The sequence below is a fragment of the Leptolyngbya sp. ST-U4 genome, from assembly GCF_039962215.1.
GTDB lineage: Bacteria > Cyanobacteriota > Cyanobacteriia > Elainellales > Elainellaceae > Leptolyngbya_A.
The window spans coordinates 69355-88543 of sequence record NZ_JAMPKZ010000017.1 but is presented as its reverse complement, the minus strand read 5'-3'; the positions used below and the strand labels follow the sequence as shown (position 1 = coordinate 88543).

Below are 19189 nucleotides of genomic sequence, written 5' to 3'. Positions count from 1 at the left end.
GCCAAGCAGGTTGGACTCTCCCAAGCAGGACTGAGCTGGATTTGCCTCGAACGCAATAGCCCCAGTGAGGAAACCGCTCGCAAGATTGCGCCTATCCTGGGGGTGGATTTAACCAAGATTGCTCGGCTGGTCTATGAAAACAAGCTAGAGAGTTTAGCGCGTCTGAGTGCGCTGAGTTATTCAGTCAAGGTCAAACAAGCTTGGGTGACCCGAAAAGTGCCGATTGAAGATGCGATCGCTGGATTAAATGCGGTTTTTCATGCGTTTCACTATGTGATCAGAAGCATACCTGAAGTAGAGAAGCCAACGGATTTTCAGATTTATAAGCAGGCCTATGAAGTGGTTAAAAGACAGTTTCTGAGAAACAGAATTTTAGCCGAGAAGTCAAACTCCTAAAGCTGTGCGAGCAAGGGACTTTTGTCACAGCCGCTTCTACAGAAACAATCGTCTTCGCGATCGAAGTGTTCTTAAGTAACATCACGATCTTACTTAAGTAGCTTTTATCAGCGAGATGACCGCAGAAAGTTGCTTATTGCCAAGCGGCTTTTATAGCTGCACGCCGAATTAAAGTAAAAGCAGTCAAGTTACTGATGTCTCTTCCCTGAAGTTGGGCGATAGAGAAACGTTTTGTAGGGGCAGTTTACAAGCAGGAAAAGTTCGCAAACGCTCTCACCCACTTTCTCGTAAGAACGTGCAGTACCCCTTTGACACAAAGCCTTTATACAGAAATAGTAGGCTTCCTGAACGCTGAAGCGGTCTACCTGTTTCTTTTTCCTTGCTGAAATATTCCTGAGTTGTTCTTTGAGTTTTTCCCCTAAAGCTCTGTCTAGAGATCCATGCCTCAACAGAATCTGTCCTGCACTATCTAAAGTAGAAAGCAAAACTTACTTAAGTTAAGCTGGGGTTAGAAGCGAATGCCAGATGAAATAGAGTCGAAGGAGTAAGGAGCATCACGGCTTAAAAGAACGTGACCTAGAGCATTAGCCTGGGCTGTCAACGCACCATGTCAGCCACATGAATTGCCGATGATATTAGCAAACTGGCAGCGTCCACGTATTCTCCAGTAATTTTCTACACTAAACCCGCTTGCAGTTTAAGGAGTCGAAAATGGAAATGCAATTTGCAACAAACGAATTGAGCGAGCCAAAAGCAGAAATAGTTACGATTCAGGCCGATAACGATTCTGAAACTTTAGCGATCGAACCTCAAATGTCATCGGCAGCTGAAGCAGGGCGACAGTTTGCTAAAACGGCGGCTGACATTATGGCTAATCTACCGGCTTACACCATCCAGCTTTTTCAGCGATATCGATCGGTGTTTATTGCTTTAGGCTGGCTATTTATCGCTTTGATTGCTCTTAAATTGGTGGGAGCAGTCCTTGGCGCAATCAACGCAATTTTGTTTGGTCAGTCGTTCCTTGAGCTAATCGGTTTAGCTTATTGCGTCTGGTTCATCAATCGCTATTTGCTGACCGGGAGTAAGCGACGTGAACTTTCACAGCAGATCGATCGAATTAAGCAGCAGGTTTTAGGCGAGGCAAATTCCTAGAGGATGGTTGAGAAGTCGTGATTGCAACCTAAATTGCCCTCTAGTCCCTCATTCGGGGAAGAACTGAGCCGATTATCCTGGCTTTTAGAGTTCCCTAAAGTTGAGTCACTCAGGGAGCAATTTAGGACAGTAAACACTTTTCAAACATCGTTTTAAACTGCCCTCAAACTTAAATGTGTTTCCCATACTCAGCCGCTAGGTTAACATCTGGCGGTTTATTGTGCAGACCATTAATTGTGCAGAGAGTGTGCAGATCATTGTATTGCTGGTGAGTGTATTACTGGTAAGCCATAGGAATAGCTCAGTACAGCTAATCACAGCTAATCGCACAACACAAATTAAACCTTAATTAAATCCTGAAATCCTGCCGCGATCGAGTGCGTTCAAACCCCTTGATCGAACAGTAGCATTGCTTTTCAGGGGAGCAACGCGCTTAAAAACAGATCTATCGATCGACAATAAACGGTTCTGCCTTTAGGTCAGCACAATCATTAATTTGAACACGCAATATTAAGTGGAGAATGCAGTTTTACTTAAATTAAGGGGTAGTTAATGCAATCAAACCGAATTCGGCGGGCAGTCGGCACTTTTCCTAATCACGCTGCCGCAGAACGCGCACTGACTGAATTGAGAGACAGCGGCTTTCCGATGGACAAAGTATCTGTCGTTGCCAAGGATACACAGCATCACGATCGCATTGCAGGCGTTGAGACGAGCGATCGGGTGGGTAACAAAGCAGACGATGGAGCGAAAGCAGGCGCAGTCAGTGGCGGTGCATTGGGTGGACTCACGGGACTGCTCGTCGGGCTAGGCGTTCTGGCAATTCCCGGCATTGGACCTGTAATGCTGGCAGGTGCGGGCGCAACGGTATTGGCAACAGCACTGTCGGGAACTGCGATCGGCTCTCTAGCAGGTGGATTGTTGGGCGCACTGGTTGGGCTGGGCATTCCCGAAGAACATGCCAGAGGCTACCACGATCGCGTAACTCGCGGCGAATATTTGGTCATGGTAGAAGGCAACGATACCGACCTCGCTCGCGCCGAAGCCATTCTTTCGCATCGTGGGATTGAGGGCTGGGGGATTTATGATATCCCTGGCGCTGTGGCACAGCCTGTTGAAACGAATGAAGCGTCTGTTGCCGCTGTCCGGCCTGCAACATCGGAAACTATCGATCGCGCGCCGCACCGGGATGTAGCAGACACAGAAGCAATCCGGCTATACGAAGAACGGCTGCGAGTCGATAAAACACGCCGTAAAGCAGGTGAAGTCACGATCAGCAAGCAGGTTGAAACCGAGACGACGAGAGTTACTGTACCGATCGAAAAAGAACGTGTCGTCGTTGAGCGCATTGCTTCTGACGAGATTGGTAAGGCTGTCGCTCCGGGTACGGCAAACTTCCAGGAGGGCGAAGTTTTACGGGTAGAAGTGTACGAAGAAATGCCCGACATTCGCAAAGAAACGATTGTGCGGGAAGAAGTTCATCTGCACAAAGCAGTCGATCACGAAATGGTGAAGGCTGAAGAAACGCTCCGCCGCGAAGAGCTCGATGTGGATGTAAACGGCAATCCGATCATCAAGGGCGATCGCTTCTAATGTCTGAGTTCAAACCTGGAGCGGAAGTGAATCCCTTGCTCTAGTGCGCTTCAGGCTTGAATCTCCCATTCTTTGTCAACCCTTTCAAACTTCAACTTGCAATACCATGAAAAAACTGACTTTAACGCTCTTAGCGAGCTTTCTCATGCTGGGTGCAGTTGCCTGTAGCACAGCCAGAACCACTTCGAGTGCCCCCGATGCTGCTCAGCCTGAAGGCGATCTGACCAAGCAGACTGCGGAAGATAACCAGGGTGATGCAACTTCTGAACTACGCCGCCGACAGCTTAATGCTGACATTCAAGCGCGAGAACAACGCAACAATGTAGATGGCGGTGACGCGGTGAAAGCGGATACTGACCTTGCCAGCCAAGTGCGCTCAAAACTGGAGGCAAATCTGCCTGCGGCTGAAGTGACTGTCGAGGCGAAAGATGGAGTCGTCACCGTGGCGGGAACCGTGGTCGATCAAGAACAGTTCGACAAAATTGAGCCACTGACCAGAGAAATTAAAGGTGTTCAGGCAGTTGTCGTTGATGCAAACTTGAAGTCTGCCGCGGAGCCAGGAGCAGCTGCACCCGATGCAAGCGAGACAATTGATACTCATACCAATACTGATTCAAACTAGCGTTTATCGCGATCGTTGATGAGCATCACTTGATTGATGAAACCCTCTTACTTTCTTGGTAGGAGGGTTTTTTGATTACTAATGAGATGATTACTGATGAGATATTAATTTATCGATCGACATCATCACCCCTATCTGTTAACTAGACCGAATCGGAAATAAGAAGGAGAAGTTGAATAGGAAGAACAGTTCCACATATCGATGAAATCTAATTTATAACTGAAGAGCATAAAACTGAATAATTTCAGAATTAGCGATTCTGCTCTGTGCTAATTTTCTTTTTTTTATAAGCAATGCTAAGTAGTTTTAGGTTCAGAAAACCGATAGAACTCTTCTTGCTAGAAAACATCCTAATTCCAAGCTCAACAAACCTAGCAAAGTACTGCTCACCCAGTAAAGAAAAGCAAACTGCCAGTTTCCTACCGCCACTAGCTTTTCTATATCCAGAATATAAGTTGAGAAAGTGGTATATGACCCCAAAAAACCAACGGCAACAATAAGGCGTACATCCGGCGAAATGATATTTCGTGCGACTGCTATGCTGGTGAAGAAGCCCATAACAAACGCACCGGAAAGATTAATAAAAAGCGTTGCGATCGGAAAATTTATCCCCAACCCTTGATTGATGCCAAGCGAAAGATAGTAGCGACTCAACGCCCCAACAATCGCTCCCAATCCAACTGCAATTGGAATACGCAAGCGACCTTCAGGAGACCGCAAAATCGATCGCCCCGTTTGTTCTCGTCTCCGCAACCAGCCCATTCTAGTGACCTCCCCGATGCAGCGAATGGGCGATCATCATGCCAATTTCCAGACACACTCCCCCCACAATTGAGCTGCCCAGCCAGTAGAACAGAGCTTTCTTACGTTCTTTGTTCTGTAACAGCACAGAAGTATCAAGTGCGTAGGTCGAAAACGTGGTGTAGGAACCCAGAAATCCAGTTATCATTAAAAGCTGTAATTCTGGGGACAAAGTGACTTGATCGATCGCTAGGGTTGCCAAAAACCCCACTAGCAGCGAACCAGAAAGGTTAATAAAGAATGTACCAAATGGAAAGTGCGTTCCCAGACGTTGACTGAATAAAACCGTTAGATAATAGCGGCTTAGCGCACCTGGAACTGCACCCAAACTCACTGCAACAGGTGCACCGAGATTGAAATAATTTTGATTTGCAAGACTAAAATTAGCAGAACTCAATAAATTAAATAATAAAGCGACGGAAAGCTCTCCTGATGAGAGCATCGAGCCAGTGATCATAGGCTACTCCTGATAGCATTACTCCAAACGGAAAGTAGAAGCTATCATCCACTAGATCACCTGAGAATTACAAATCATTAGCGACAAATATAGCTGCTATCTGTTGCTGTCTCCTCATCGAAGGGCAGCTGGCAAGATTTGTGGCTACTGTTCAACGGCTACTGGTCAGCGGCTATTGTTCAACGGCTACTGTTTAGCGGCTACTGCTTCAAGGTGACAGCACGGATTAAAACCAAATAGGATTAAAACCAAGCAATAAAGGGCAGTTGCCCCTGTATCTCTCATCTCAATCATCTGGCAGCAAAGCCTTTTGATGGGTGCCTTAACTCTGTGTCTTAATTCTGTGCCTTAATAGGGTGTTCCGCAAATTTGGCTTAGCTCGGCTTCGGTCGTGCCAAATCGCTGTTGCCGACAGAGAATCACCTGAGCAACTCGTTGGCGATTATAAAATTGGTGAGCAAACCAGCCAATCGGTAGCCATAGAACCGAACCAACCAACACACCAATCGTCAAACTCGATATTAAATCCTTGCGCCGAATCCGGTTCGTCTGGCGATCGGGGGCAACAGGTGCTTCTCTCATTACAGTTAGCCTCATTCATCTGCTTATCTATCAGCAAAGCAAATTTTTTCTCGCCCAACATCTCCCCATCTGCTTATATCCCAAGTTGGACAGGATGACTTGCGCGACGGTTGTTTCAGGCTATTCTGGTCTTGAGAAACGTTGACGGGAAAAAAAGCCATGCAAACTGTGGACGCTAAAAACAGCCCCCTTGCCGGACAGCCAGTTCCTCCCGATAAGGTGATGGATGTTGAGCAATTGCTAAGCCAGTATTACACCGTCCAGCCGGACGCAGGCAATCCGCTTCAGCAGGTCAGCTTCGGAACATCAGGACACCGGGGTACAGCCGCAAACGGCACATTCAACGAAGCCCATATTCTGGCAGTGTCGCAGGCAGTTGTGGAGTATCGGAAGCAGCAGGGCATCGATGGTCCGCTCTATATGGGCATGGATACCCACGCGCTCTCGGCTCCGGCTCAGAAAACTGCGCTCGAAGTGCTGGCAGCTCATGGGGTTGAAGTGCTGATTGCAGCAGGCGAAGGCAATGCTCAGTTTACGCCCACGCCCGTCGTCTCTCACGCCATCCTGAACTATAACAAAGGCAAAAATAGTCAGGGCAAAAACACTGGACTCTCAGACGGCATCATCATTACCCCTTCCCACAACCCGCCCACCGACGGGGGCTTTAAGTACAACCCGCCTACCGGAGGCCCGGCTGAGCCAGAAGCCACAAAATGGATTCAAAATCGGGCAAATGAACTGCTGGCAACCCAGAATCGCGATGTGCAGCGCATGGCATACGAAGCTGCTCTGCAAGCCAGTACGACCCACGCTTTCGACTACATTACGCCCTATGTGACTGACCTGGAAAATATTGTGGATCTGGAAGCGATTCGATCGTCTGGCATTCGCATTGGGGCAGACCCCCTGGGCGGATCAAACATTGCCTACTGGGAGCCGATCGCCGATCGCTATGGCTTAGATATCACGGTCGTTAATCCCAACGTCGATCCCACCTTTCGCTTCATGACGCTCGACTGGGACGGCAAGATCCGCATGGACTGTTCCTCGCCCTATGCAATGGCAAGCCTGGTGAAGCTCAAAGATGACTACGACATCGCCTTTGGCAATGACACCGACTCCGATCGCCACGGCATTGTCACCCGCAGTGTGGGCTTAATGAACCCGAACCATTTCCTCTCTGTTGCTATCTGGTATTTATTCACCCAGCGCAGCAACTGGTCTGCAAATAGTGCGATCGGCAAAACCCTGGTCAGCAGCAGCATGATCGATCGCGTGGCAAAAGAAATTGGGCGGCAGGTCAGCGAAGTGCCTGTTGGCTTTAAGTGGTTTGTGTCTGGCTTGCTCGATGGCTCCTTTGGCTTTGGTGGTGAAGAAAGTGCCGGAGCCTCCTTCTTGCGGAAAGACGGCACAGTGTGGACGACCGACAAAGACGGCATCATTATGGATCTGCTCGCTGCCGAAATTACCGCCAAAACCGGAAGAGATCCCGGACAGCACTATCAAGACCTCACCTCGCGCCTGGGCAACGCCTACTATACCCGCATCGACTCCCCCGCCACCCCAGAGCAAAAAGCCCGCCTCAGCAAACTCTCTCCCAACGACGTCAAAGCAGACACGCTGGCAGGCGAACCGATCGTCGCTAAACTCACCAACGCTCCCGGCAACGGAGCTGCGATCGGCGGTCTCAAAGTCGTTACCGACAATGGCTGGTTTGCTGCCCGCCCCTCTGGAACCGAAAACGTCTACAAGCTCTATGCCGAAAGCTTTAAAAGCCAGGAGCATTTAGGGCAGATTTTGCAGGAAGCCGGAGAAATTGTGGGAGGTTGAAGAGTGGATGGGAGAGGGGTAACGGGGTAAGTGAGTCAGTAGGATTGAGAATGAGAAAGTTTAGGCTCGATCGCCACTAACCAGCAAGTGACTCAAGCCCGACTCATCCACCCAGTCACTTATCCACTCATCCATCCGCTCACCCTTCTACCCAATCTGATGCCCCGCCGCAGTAATAACCTGCTTAATCGTCTCCTCCGAGGCTCCGGTTTCGATCGTCACTATTTTCTGCTCCAGATTCACATCGACTTTGGCATCGGGTTCTGAAGTCAGGATCGTTTCTTTCAGGTCACGAGCAGCATCAGAGCTATCTAGACTGGGAACGCTAAATTGCAAATTCATAAGCTTTATTTAACTGTAAGAGGACTAGTCGTACCTTAAGGAGATCGTGCCCGATCTTCTTCTATTAAAGGAAGGATTTTCCTCCGGCGTCTGCGATCGAGTTAAGCAACTCAGCGGGCGTTTGAAATCCCATTCCTGAGTCATTTTCCTGGAGCATTGAGGGGGCAATGTAGGACATCAGATACTGACCGAACATCCTTCAAATATCCTTGTCAAACATCCTTGAAAGTCTCTCCTCTGAAAGAAGCAGGAATGCGGTTCGCTGCATAGAATACGCTTCATCATTAAATCTAGAAAATTACCGATGAGACAAGTTTTATTGCAACTAAAACAAAAGCGGCAGGCTGCGATCGTTCTTCTCGCAACGGTTTTGATCTGGCTGAGTAGTTTCGCTTTCCTTTCCCCTGCGGCGACTGCGGCTCCTGAGGTTGGTGCCGGACAGCCAGCGGATGAGTCGATCGATCGTGCCTACAGCCAATTCAGCCAGGAAGCAGGTTTACAGGAAGAGATTTTTCAGAAGCGGATGCAGGAGGGCGAGAATCCTGACAAGCTGCCGCAGCCCTATAAGCGGATTGAAAGTTTGGACGACCGAGAAGTGCCAGAAACGAGCCTGGTCGAAACTGCGGTCAGTAAAGCGCGTCAACTGGTGAGCGGATCCAAGGACAAAGCTGAGAAATAACGCTAGTCAGCCCTTCAACGAGTGACCATTGACCGTTTTCCCTACGAAGGGTCGCAGCACAACCAACAGACACAAAAGGCTTCATCCAAAGCTGTATCCATAGTTCACAGAGGCATCACAAGGGAGATGCCTTTTTTATGGTTTAGTTCTGCTTGTTGAGAAAGTCCCTTGCCGGGGACTCTAAGAAAGTTCACAATAGCAACAGCGATCGAGCTGCCCTCTGAGTAGAAACCTGCACGGAAAGCGTTCCTGACTCGTCCCCAATCCTTAGGCGACTTATGCAAAGCTCCCCCTCTCATTCGATCCTCGATATTACTGCACTCGCCGCAATTCGCGAAATCGTGGGTGATGATGAACCCATGCTGTTCGTTCAAATCATCGACTGCTACTTGCAAGAGTCTCCAGCCCTGCTCGCAGTGATGCGAACCGCCCTGGTGCAGGAAAACACAGAAGAATTTACGCGGGCGGCTCATTCCCTCAAGTCGAGCAGCCAGTATTTAGGAGCAGTGGAGCTAGTCGCACTTTGCCGACAATTAGAACAGATTGGGCAATTGAACCGGATTGAAGATAGAGCCGAGGAAATTGCGGTGACTATGGCACAGCTCGAAGCCCAATACCTCCAGGTCGAAGTTGCCCTTCAGCAAGAGCGTGACGCAGCCGAGCTGCTGTGATTCGTCTTGATCAAATCGCGCTGTAAAAGCAGGCAAACCCAGCACACTTGACAGAACATCTGATAGACAGAACACCTGATAGAATCGCCCAGTCAGCTCATCCGGGTGTGGGAGGTCGAGCCATCGCAGGCTTTCTATACTAATAGGTAAGTCAAGCAGAGGTCGTTCTACTTTCCTGTCCTTCAGGAAAGATATTTGTCTTTGCTGCCCCAAAGCAGCTTTTCAATAGGGTGATTTCCATTTGAGATGTAGAGTGCCGATCGCAGAACGTCTGCCCTGCTAGAGTTTCTGAGATGAAATTCTGCCGGACAAGTGCAGTCGATTTGATTCTGCAATTTCAACCGAATACGGCATTCTCTCACGACATCTCGCTGACTCCAGGCTTGAGATCGGTTAAAACAAGCTGGAAACTTAAACAGGGAGCAATGCTCCTTTCGCTCAACTGCATACTTTATGGGATTCATAACAACTGCTCCTCGGCAGTCAAACTGTCGGACTTCGCTGCATGAGCAAACAGCGTCAGAGCAATGTTGTGAGGAGGTACACAAAAATGAGAACGCAAAAACAGTGGTTGGAGTATAAACAACTCGAACAAATTCCTTTAACGATCGCTGAACTTCAGCAGGTATCGCAAGACAACTCCGGTCATACCCATCGACTGAGCGACTGGCTGAGGCAAATTTGGCGACCGATCGCCCGCATGCTGGAATCGACAACAGAACCCCATATCTGGAAAACCTACGACCAGATGGGCAATCCGATTTGGCACGCTCACGATCCGATAACGGGGCAAGAAAGCGAATGGATTTCTGAAGACGATCTGCGGGTCTGGCTGGAAGAGCGATACTATCAGCCTGTACAACAGCCGCTTATCACCTCGCTGGAACAGCGGTAAATCTGAGTCGAGTTACGGCTTGAATTCTAATTTCAGTTCATTTCAGGGTGGGCACTGCCCCCCTTTTTTTTACACTGCTGAATTGATTCTCTAGGCTGAATTGATTCTCTGGAAAAATTACACTTTGCTGAGATAGCGATGGATAAACTGCACACAAACGCTGCCCTCGCCAACGCCCGATGCAACCCGCTTTACCGAGCCATGCCGCACATCTCCCGCCACAAAAATACCGGGCACATTCGTTTCCAGCAGAAACGGATCGCGATCGAGCGTCCAGCCCTTTGGACGGCTCTGGTTTTGCAGCAAATCTGGACCCGCTAGAATAAAGCCGTTTTCATCGCGTTCTACCACCCCTGCCAGCCAATCGGTTGCCGGACGTGCGCCAATAAAGATAAACAGCGATGGTGCTGGAACAGTTTCTTGCGCTCCGGTGCGAGTGTCTTGCAGCACGATTCCCTCTAAATTCTTCTCGCCCTTAACTTCTGCAACCTGGGTGTAGGTGCGAACAGTGATGTTGGGGGTTGATTCGATTTGATCAATCAAATATTGAGACATACTCTTGGTGAGGGAATCGCCGCGCACCAGCATCGTGACCGATCGCGCATATTTCGAGAAGTGCATTGCCGCCTGTCCTGCCGAGTTTGCACCGCCCACGACAAACACATCTTCCCCCTGACAGGAGAGAGCCTCGGTCATTGCTGCCCCGTAATACAAGCCCGCACCCGACAATCGCTCTTCGCCGGGGATGTTGAGCTTGCGGTAAGAAACGCCGCTGGCGATCAAGAGCGCGTGACAGCTTACTTCGCTGCCGTCTGCCAGGGTAAGAATGCGGTAGGAATCTTGAAGCCGAATGCCAGTCACCGTTTGTGGCGTTAAAATCTCTACACCAAACCGCTTTGCCTGGGTTACGGCTCGCCGTGCCAGATCCGCGCCGCTGAGTCCTACCGGGAAACCGAGATAGTTTTCGATTCGCGAACTCGACCCTGCCTGCCCGCCCGGAGCTTCGCGCTCGATCATCACCGTGGTTAGCCCTTCCGATGCCCCATACACCGCCGCCGCCAGTCCCGCCGGACCTCCCCCCACGATCGCCAGATCATAAAAGGGACGTTCTGCCTGGGTTCGCAGCCCAATCCGCGCCGCAATTTCTAAGGTAGAGGGCTGAACCAGGCGCGAACCATCAGTAAACAGCACGAGCGGCAAACGCTGAAGTCCATCGGGTTCGCCATAAGCCAGGAGCTGACAGGCTTCCTGTGCAAGTTCCACATCCAACCACTGATAGGGAATCTGGTTTCGTGCCAGAAAATCCTTCACTTCATGGGATTGCGGCGACCAGCGATTGCCCACCACGCGAATGCCTTCAAATGGCGGACGGAAACCTGCCATCCAGTCATCGAGTAAATCATCCAGCACCGGATACAGCCGCTCCTCGGGCGGGTCCCAGGGCTTCAGCAGGTAGTAGTCAAGCCTGGCACTATTAATGGCGCGAATCGCAGCATCGGTATCAGCGTAGGCGGTCAGCAGTGCCCGCTTTGCTTCTGGAAAGAGCGGAATTGCCTGCTCCAGCAACTCGACCCCGTTCATCTGCGGCATTCGCTGATCGACCAGAAACAGGGCAACCGCTTCATTTCGCAGCTTAATCTGATGCAGCGCGTCGATCGCCACCGCCCCGGAATCTGCCCGCACAATCCGAAATCGATCGCCGTACTGTTTTCGCAAATCTCGTGCGATCGCTTGCAGAACATCTGGATCATCATCTACTGTGAGAATGATTGGTTTCGCCATATCGTTTGCTCCAGAATTATCGGCAACATTCGCTTCGGGCTGCTTTCGGTATTAGTGGTGCATTAATTGTATTGCGACAAAGGCTATGTATTGCGACAAAGGCTATGTATTGCGACAAGGCTGCATTGTGACAAAGTCAATTCTTTGCAGGGTTTCCGGAAAGCAGCAGATTCACACTTTAAAACAATTACTCAAAAACATTCTAAAACAATTACTCAAAATTGGTTAAACCGATCGTTTAGTGCTTTGGTTTGTTGTCTACCTTACAGTTTCCGCTAGAGGTGATTTGAGAAGCTGCAAATGTCCTGCACTGCCCTCTAAATTTCCTAATTCTAAGGGGCTTTGAAACCGAGAGAACAGCGACATTTTTTCCAGAATTGCCATCGTCCAAGTTTTAGTCAACAAGTTTTAGTCAACAAGTTTCAGCTAACAGGTTCTAGCCAACAAGTTTTAGCCAAGTTCTCGATTGAGGCAAAATCATCATGTTATGTGCTGAAGAGTTAGCCAAGCTGGAATTATTTCACCCATTGCCAATCGAGCGGCTGAACTGGATCTGTCACCGCTCGGAATTAGTCGAGCTATCGACAAACCAAATTCTCACCCGTGAGGGAGATGCGCCGATCGGCTTTTTGGTCCTAATGCAAGGACAGATTGGAATGACGCGCAAAAGTGACGGGGTTGAAATGCCGATCGGACATCACGAAGCCCCTGCGTTTTTTGGTGAAATCCCAGTATTAACTGGAGAGGCTTCCCCGGTTACTGTGCGAGGACTAACGGACTGCCGTTTATATCGGCTCTGCAATGATGACTTTTTAGCATTGCTGCACGAATGCCGCGTGTTTGAGCAGCAAATTTTTCAAACCGTTGCCCGTCGATCGCGGGGGCTGGAGTCGTTTATCCGTAATCGAGAAAAGATGGCAGCCCTGGGCACACTGGCAGCCGGACTCGCGCACGAACTCAACAATCCCGCCGCTGCTGTCGTCAGAGCCTTAAAAGATGTCACGCCTGCCCTGATCGAGCTACAGCGAATGAATCTGGTTTACGGACAAACTCAAGTTGAGCCAGAACACACACAGGAATGGCTGGAAACCCGCGACAAGGGCTACGAGGCGATTTTGCACAAGCACACTGACCCGATGGCGCTGAGCGATCGAGAAGAAGAACTGCTCGACTGGCTGGAGGATTACGGCGTTAAGGATGCCTGGAAACTGGCTGAACCGTTAGCACAAGGTGATATTAAAATCAAAACGCTGGAACACTTAATGGAACGCTGGCGTGATGATTCCACCGAAATGAGAGAGATGGGAATTCGCTGGCTAGCATTATCATTTGAGGTGATGTCCATGATTACGAGCGGGCTCCACGGCGCAGAACGGATTGCTGAACTGGTGCGATCGATGAAGTCTTATTCGCATCTTGATCAGGGGGCACAGCAAATCGTGAATGTGCATGATGGCTTAGAAGATACACTGAAGCTATTTAGCTACAAAGTTAAACATGGAATTGAAGTCAAACGCAGCTATGCTCCTGATCTGCCTCAAATCTCCGCGTATGGCAGTGAATTGAATCAGGTCTGGACAAACCTGATTGATAACGCGATCGATGCTATGAATGAAAAAGGAATTCTAGAGTTAACCACGAAAAATCAGGGCGATCGCATTCTGGTACAAATTGCTGATTCTGGTTCAGGAATTCCGCCGGAGATTCGATCGAGAATCTTTGAGCCGTTCTTTACAACCAAAGCGGTGGGAAAAGGATCGGGGTTGGGATTGGAAATGGTGCGCCGAATTGTCGAAAATCGGCATCAGGGATCAGTTACCCTCGAATCGCAGCCCGGAAGAACGCAGTTTACCGTTTGTTTACCAGTTCGCTAACCCAGAGAACCGCAAAAAACATTCGCGAAAAAACGACTGTGGGAAAACCTCTTCTTCCAGCGATTAAAGAAGAGGTAACGGATTGCAATTTGGGATAACTTTGTGATAATTATCTGAATTATTCGATCGCCTTCTGGTAAAACGTTTGCATCTCACCAAACCATTCCTGGCGCGATCGTTCCCAGGTATAAAACATATGTCCGCCCTCATAATGTTTCAGCCTCAAATTAGGGCGAATTTCGGGGTTGAGCTTCATCAAATCTGCGAGATGATTGGAAGCAAAATAAGGCGTAACCAAATCAAAGAGTCCGTGAGTAATATACACCTGCATATAAGGGTTGAGCGTCATTCCAACTCGCAAATCATCGACTGCACCAATAAAGCCCTGCTTGAGTTGCCCGTTCATGTCAAACTTCCAGGCTTTGAAGGTTTCGTAGTTCAGCAGGTTATAAATCAAATCCGTTTCAACGCCGAGCGTATCGCGCAGATGGCTGTTGATTGCACCCGTAAAGAGGCGATCGAGTCCATCCAGCGTGGGGTCAGTGCCTTCAAAGTTTGGGCGATCGGGAAAGGGATCGATCGCCGTAATCGAAGCATCGTATAAGCCCACAATCCGCTGTCGATCGCGCAGCAGTTCTCGCGAAAACACATCGATCCCAATGCGTCCTGCCTGCCGTTCCACAATAGACTGGGGTAAGCCAATCAGCTTTGCCATCTGCTCATAGGCTGCCTGTCGCTCTTCTAACGCCATTGCATCGCCCATCACCAAAAGGGGAATCAGCGTCTTGCGGGCAAATTCTTCGGCTGCGGTCAGGTGTGCCTGCATATTGCCCGGTTGCCCTGCCCACTCAGCGCGATCGTGGTGTGCTGCCGATGCTGCAAACGAAGGCAATACCGTTGTCCAGGAGGTGAGGTTGTAATCGCTGCCGTAGAGCAAACTAAACTCTAGCGCAGGCGAAATTAGAATTGCTCCCGATAGCCCCACCCCAAATTCCTGCTGAAGCATCCGCGCCAGTTTTGCTACCCGAAATCCGCCATAGCTTTCCCCAGCAATGAAAATCGGCGAGAGCCAGCGGTTTTGTCGCGATAGAAATCGTTGAATAAACTCTCCCAGTGCTTTCAGATCACGATCGACCTCCCAAAATTCGGTTTCCTTCGGTTCCTTCGAGGATTCACTGTCTTTGGTAGCTGATTTCTCGTCTGGCTTCGCGTCTGCGTCTGCGTCTGCTTTGTCAGATGAATTTGCCTGAGAGCTGCGGCTGAACCCAGTGCCGATCGGATCAATAAACACCAGATCAGTAAAAGGAAGCCAGCTTTCCTGGTTATCGATCAATCGAACGGGCGGTTTAGGCAGTGCGCCATTTTCGCCAAAATAGATCCGCTTCGGACCGAGTGCGCCCATGTGCAAATAAGCAGATGCCGCTCCGGGTCCCCCATTAAATACAAAAGTGAGTGGTCGCGAGGAAGCAGCTTCTGCTTTCGCCAGATACGCGACGTGAAACATATCGGCGATCGGCTTGTCCTTATCAAACAGCGTTTGCCAGCCCGCAGATGCAGTGTAGGAAATCTGGCGATCAAGCAGAGACAAGGTATGTTCAGTAACGCTAGTTTTGCGGGTCGAATTTGGCGTATCGGACATAAGGCGTAGACAAACGGTAATAGGGAAAGTGATTGAACACACTCTCAAGGATAACCCTATCTATCAGGGGGGCGGTCGCAAACTTTTCATAACAGCGGGAGTTCTAACCATTGATAAAAACCGCTTCTAACTCTATGCAGACTAATTTTCCCTCAGCATCGCGTTAGGGTTAATCCAAGTTCGACCACTGAAGTAATTGTTGGGTTTAAAAGCATGGTTCCTAACTTAATGGAGTCCACAAAAGAGTACTGGCAAAAGCTGGATACCCTGGACGCTGCCTATAAACGAGGTGAGGTCTCGATCGAAGAAGTGGATGTAAAAGTCGCGCAATACATGACAGAACTGGGACAAGAACGACGCTTTTTCTTCCGGTTTGTCCGCGACCGATTCCATCAGCTATGGCAGGAAAAACCGGATTTCCTAGTAGGAATTGGACTTATGTTTGTTCTGACCTGGATGTGGGCTGCAGTCAACTAAAGCAATCTTCAAGACAACAAAAAACCTAGCCCTTGAGCTAGGTCGATCGATTAACCTTAGGAAGCGTTGACTTTAAAGATCGCTTAGAGATGAGGGCTGAGAATTGGAGCAAGCGAGGAGTTAGGCGATCGGTGTACCAATCGCTTCGTCAAACTTAGTTCCGCGATACATTAGGTGTAGAACCTGCTGAATTGCCAGCTTGTGAATCGGCTGATGAAATCTAACTTTCGCACCGCGATATTGTCCGCTCACTGATGCATTCTCAACGGTCATTGAATTGGAATTTAGGCTGTAGCGAACGCCTCGATACTGGAGTTCCATAACTTCTATTCTGGGGGTGAGGGGTGAAACAAAGGAAATTAATTTTTAGCATCAAACCTCAAGCAATGAAGTGGTTTTGAGGAAGATGCTGTCGATTGCTTTCAATACATTTGCTTTCGATATATTTAATGTAACCTGAAGCCTAACTAAAGCAATCACCCGATTGGTTCCTCTGGAAGAGGGATAATTCTTACTTGTGAGACAGACTGCTCCGTATGTCGCTACTTCTTGCGCTGGAAGTGGGGTGACTGGAAGTGTGGTGATAAATGTTGGTAGAACGGCACTGCCCCTCAAATTTCTCAATCCTGGTGGATAACGCTGGTGGATTTTCAATTGCTTGATTCTTGCAGCACTCTTCCACCATTCAAGGGCGAGGCATTCATCCGACATCGAATTTAGTAAGACAAGTAATACAACTGTTTGCTCTCAAAAAGACAAAATTCGATTGCCTCTGAGCGCTAATTTAGAGATGAAGGAGCCCCAAGAACTGGGAAACGGGGGAAATCAATGACTTTAGAACAACCGACTTGCAGCTTACTTGCACTCTAGGTTTCTCATTTTTCCCGAAAAAGGTGAGACAGACGGCTCCGTATCGCATCACTAAAACCGAGTTTCTCTTCTTTTTCTATTTAACCCAGCAAAAGAGGTAGCTCTATATCTAGTGTTGCCTGACCATCTCCCACGGTTTCCTACTCAACCTGTTGATAAGTAGAACCAGCTGAGGAACTTTGCTTTGTCTCAGATCAACTTCTGCTGAAAAAAGACAGCAATCCCTCCGCTCGCCCAGCTTTTGGCGTGAGACAAACGGCTCCCAATCCTAGCACGATCGCCTCTGGATCAAGTCACTTTTTCTCCAGATCTCGTCACCTGTAATATTTAAAGCCTTGATTCCACAAGGGTTGTAGGTCGATGAGACAAGCTTTAAACAGTCTGATCAGACTGATCCGGCCTCCTGTTTGCTTAAGACAAACCTGACACAATAGGCGCGATCGATTTCAATGAGGTGCAGCATCGTCGCGTCTGTTGCCACGGAAGCGTTTCGCTATGTCTTAGAGCAGGGAGATGAGTTTCTTGCTCTATTTCCGCATCGATTTGATTTCATTTACGCGGAGCATCCCGAACCGTCTCAATCCCCTCACTGGCAAACCGAGAGCCGCTATCCTTTATCCGATCGTTTGATTCTTCAGGGAGCTGCGCTGTATGGAGTGCGGTTTAGCTCTCAGACGCGCTATTGCCTGCTGGATATTGACACAGGTAGTGCCTATCATCCCCAGGCTGATTCGTTTGCGATCGGGCGGATGATGGCTGCTCTAGAGCCGCTTGGCTTCACGGCGTACCTTGCCTGTCAGTCGAGCTATCGCGGCGGCATTCACCTGTATTTACCGTTTCAAGATGCTCGCAGCTCCTGGGACTTAGCTGCTTGCGTGGCAGCCTTATTAGAGAACGCAGGATTTAAGCTCAAGCCCGGACAGCTCGAACTCTTTCCCAATCCCAAGCCTTTCAGCACTACGAAAAAGCCGACGCTCTTCAATGCCCACCGCTTGCCAATGCAGGCAGGTTCCTACTTACTGAATCAGAATTTTGAGACCGTTTGGAGCGATCGATCGCGCTTTGTGCAGCAATGGCGGTTTGTTCAGTCGTGCAATTCTGTTGAGACAAAAGTTTTACGCCAGCTTCTTAAGCAAAACAAACACAGACACTATCGAATTTCAGGAAAAGCAGATAAGTTTTTGAACGATCTCGATACTGAAATCGAACAGGGTTGGACCGCACATGGACAAACAAATCGCTTATTAGGACGCATTGCTCTGAGAACGTATGTTTTTCATCATGTTACACAGGGCGGTGAACCCCTTACTGGACAGGCTCTAATCGATCAAATTGTTTCCATTGCTCGATCACTTCCAGGATATCGAGATTGGTGCAGACATCAGCATGAAATCGAACACCGTGCCGCAGAATGGGCGAGCTGCGCCGAGAATAGCCATTACTTTCACTACACTCATCGCAGTACTGCTCAGGCTCCTGAGGCAAAGGCTACACGTGAGCAGCTTCTTTCCTGGAATCAGCAACAGTCAGAATCCGCTAGAGAAAAAATTCGACGGGCGATCGTGGATCTTTTAGAAAGAGACAGCTTGCCTGCAAAAACAACAGCTCGGTTTCAGGCGTTATTGCAATACGGCATTGGTGGAGCTTCGCTTTATCGCCATCGTGACCTGTGGCATCCTGAGCAGGTGGAAAGCTGCCTGGCTGTGGAAAACGATTTAGCTGTGGAAAACCCCCCGCACCCCCCAACTTCACTTTCAGCTAGACCGTCCGATCAATTGGAAACCAGTTCGAACGGTCTGAGCTGTACAAGCTTATTCCCCAGTAATGGTGGTAATGTCTCTTCTGAAGAGGGTTCTAGCGATCGATCGTCTGAGCGAATTCTCCAGGCTTCTCAAATTGCTCGCCGTGAAGAGCAGTATGAATCTAGACTTCAGCAGTATCTTAATTCGGGCGATCCTATCCTGATTGCAGAAGCAAAATCTTGCCAGCACGTTCAGCAAATCAACAGTTGTCCTGTTCACTCAACAGGTTCTCAAGCTGTACATGCCCATGATTTGGCTCAGGTTCTTCCTGACTGCGTTCAACCTTCCTCTGAATCTGAAAATCTCCTGTCTAATTCGATCGCCGTTCATTCACCTTTCGATTTATTTCAGCATTCATTCAGAAACCTAGCTAAAGATTCATTTCAGCATTCATCAGACGATCTATCTGATTTGCTGGTATTTGTCTCTGTAGAGATTAGGCGGCTACGGTGGAAGCACGACCAGATTCGCGATCGGCTTTTGCATCGATATACTAAACCCAGCCGCGCCATGTTAACTAAGGAAGAGTTGCTCGACTGGTTGACTTGGTTAAGCAGCCAGGGCGTCGATCGAACAATGAATCAAACAATGAGTAGTTCTGAAGAACACCAGGTTAAGCAGTGAACCTAAAAACGGCTCAAGAGATGTGTTTAGCGGGATAGGATCGGATTGTACTGTTTCGTTTATAACTTCTCACGCATCCTCATATTCCACGTGTCCTCATA

19 protein-coding genes are annotated in these 19189 nt (G+C 49.0%); 11 read left to right on the top strand and 8 right to left on the bottom strand.

The genetic code is table 11. The features are described 5' to 3' along the window. The 4 genes from NDA02_RS20320 to NDA02_RS20305 all read left to right on the top strand — a co-directional run. A partial coding sequence (locus NDA02_RS20320) for a helix-turn-helix transcriptional regulator (RefSeq protein WP_348255724.1) occupies nt 1-396 on the top strand: 396 nt, incomplete at its 5' end. Nucleotides 397-1107: 711 nt separating this feature from the next. Beyond that, the gene (locus NDA02_RS20315) at nt 1108-1548 is read left to right on the top strand and encodes a CAAD domain-containing protein (RefSeq protein WP_348248087.1); all 441 of its coding nucleotides are present in this window, start codon (nt 1108-1110) and stop codon (nt 1546-1548) included. Nucleotides 1549-2100: 552 nt separating this feature from the next. Then, nucleotides 2101-3141: a YsnF/AvaK domain-containing protein gene (locus tag NDA02_RS20310; RefSeq protein WP_348255723.1), complete on the top strand. Its 1041-nt coding sequence runs from the start codon at nt 2101-2103 to the stop codon at nt 3139-3141. Between the two features lie 106 nt (nt 3142-3247). Next, nucleotides 3248-3763, top strand: coding sequence for a BON domain-containing protein (locus tag NDA02_RS20305; protein WP_348248085.1), 516 nt, complete (start codon nt 3248-3250; stop codon nt 3761-3763). A gap of 312 nt (nt 3764-4075) precedes the next feature. On the opposite strand, the gene crcB (NDA02_RS20300) is transcribed toward NDA02_RS20305, so the two are convergent. The 3 genes from crcB (NDA02_RS20300) to NDA02_RS20290 form a co-directional block, all read right to left on the bottom strand. Next, nucleotides 4076-4525 (bottom strand): fluoride efflux transporter CrcB, encoded by a 450-nt coding sequence (gene crcB, locus NDA02_RS20300; RefSeq protein ID WP_348255721.1) that lies wholly within the window; start codon nt 4523-4525, stop codon nt 4076-4078. A 1-nt stretch (nt 4526) separates the two neighbouring features. Next, on the bottom strand, nt 4527-5021 hold the full coding sequence (gene crcB / locus NDA02_RS20295; RefSeq protein ID WP_348255720.1) for a fluoride efflux transporter CrcB: 495 nt from the start codon (nt 5019-5021) through the stop codon (nt 4527-4529). Between the two features lie 348 nt (nt 5022-5369). Beyond that, on the bottom strand, nt 5370-5603 hold the full coding sequence (locus tag NDA02_RS20290) for a hypothetical protein (RefSeq protein ID WP_190789726.1): 234 nt from the start codon (nt 5601-5603) through the stop codon (nt 5370-5372). Nucleotides 5604-5762: 159 nt separating this feature from the next. On the opposite strand from NDA02_RS20290, the gene pgm reads away from it, so the two are divergent. Further along, a complete protein-coding gene (gene pgm, locus NDA02_RS20285; protein WP_348255719.1) occupies nt 5763-7433 on the top strand; it encodes a phosphoglucomutase (alpha-D-glucose-1,6-bisphosphate-dependent) in 1671 nt (556 codons plus the stop codon). A gap of 147 nt (nt 7434-7580) precedes the next feature. Here the strand turns inward: pgm and NDA02_RS20280 are convergent, their stop codons facing one another. Both NDA02_RS20280 and NDA02_RS20275 read right to left on the bottom strand, forming a co-directional pair. After that, entirely contained in the window at nt 7581-7775 is a 195-nt protein-coding gene (locus NDA02_RS20280) for a heavy metal transport/detoxification protein (protein WP_348255717.1), read from the bottom strand. Nucleotides 7776-7839: 64 nt separating this feature from the next. Next, a complete protein-coding gene (locus tag NDA02_RS20275) occupies nt 7840-7971 on the bottom strand; it encodes a hypothetical protein (protein ID WP_348255715.1) in 132 nt (43 codons plus the stop codon). A gap of 108 nt (nt 7972-8079) precedes the next feature. On the opposite strand from NDA02_RS20275, the gene NDA02_RS20270 reads away from it, so the two are divergent. The 3 genes from NDA02_RS20270 to NDA02_RS20260 all read left to right on the top strand — a co-directional run bounded on the left by NDA02_RS20270 (nt 8080) and on the right by NDA02_RS20260 (nt 10020). Continuing rightward, nucleotides 8080-8454: a hypothetical protein gene (locus tag NDA02_RS20270; RefSeq protein ID WP_348255714.1), complete on the top strand. Its 375-nt coding sequence runs from the start codon at nt 8080-8082 to the stop codon at nt 8452-8454. A 278-nt stretch (nt 8455-8732) separates the two neighbouring features. Then, nucleotides 8733-9125, top strand: coding sequence for an Hpt domain-containing protein (locus NDA02_RS20265; protein WP_348248079.1), 393 nt, complete (start codon nt 8733-8735; stop codon nt 9123-9125). Nucleotides 9126-9675: 550 nt separating this feature from the next. Further along, nucleotides 9676-10020 carry a hypothetical protein gene (locus NDA02_RS20260; protein ID WP_348255712.1) on the top strand — a complete coding sequence of 115 codons (345 nt, stop codon included), beginning with the start codon at nt 9676-9678 and terminating at the stop codon, nt 10018-10020. Nucleotides 10021-10137: 117 nt separating this feature from the next. On the opposite strand, the gene NDA02_RS20255 is transcribed toward NDA02_RS20260, so the two are convergent. Continuing rightward, nucleotides 10138-11802 (bottom strand): response regulator, encoded by a 1665-nt coding sequence (locus NDA02_RS20255; protein ID WP_190791946.1) that lies wholly within the window; start codon nt 11800-11802, stop codon nt 10138-10140. Between the two features lie 482 nt (nt 11803-12284). On the opposite strand from NDA02_RS20255, the gene NDA02_RS20250 reads away from it, so the two are divergent. After that, a complete protein-coding gene (locus NDA02_RS20250; RefSeq protein WP_190791947.1) occupies nt 12285-13676 on the top strand; it encodes an ATP-binding protein in 1392 nt (463 codons plus the stop codon). A 118-nt stretch (nt 13677-13794) separates the two neighbouring features. On the opposite strand, the gene NDA02_RS20245 is transcribed toward NDA02_RS20250, so the two are convergent. Then, a complete protein-coding gene (locus NDA02_RS20245; RefSeq protein ID WP_348255710.1) occupies nt 13795-15315 on the bottom strand; it encodes a peptidase S10 in 1521 nt (506 codons plus the stop codon). A 213-nt stretch (nt 15316-15528) separates the two neighbouring features. On the opposite strand from NDA02_RS20245, the gene NDA02_RS20240 reads away from it, so the two are divergent. After that, on the top strand, nt 15529-15792 hold the full coding sequence (locus NDA02_RS20240; protein ID WP_190792444.1) for a hypothetical protein: 264 nt from the start codon (nt 15529-15531) through the stop codon (nt 15790-15792). Nucleotides 15793-15912: 120 nt separating this feature from the next. On the opposite strand, the gene NDA02_RS20235 is transcribed toward NDA02_RS20240, so the two are convergent. After that, a complete protein-coding gene (locus NDA02_RS20235) occupies nt 15913-16113 on the bottom strand; it encodes a DUF4278 domain-containing protein (protein ID WP_190792445.1) in 201 nt (66 codons plus the stop codon). 998 nt (nt 16114-17111) lie between these two features. On the opposite strand from NDA02_RS20235, the gene NDA02_RS20230 reads away from it, so the two are divergent. Then, nucleotides 17112-19088, top strand: a complete 1977-nt coding sequence (locus NDA02_RS20230; protein ID WP_190792446.1) for a hypothetical protein — start codon at nt 17112-17114, stop codon at nt 19086-19088. Nucleotides 19089-19189 lie beyond the last annotated feature (101 nt).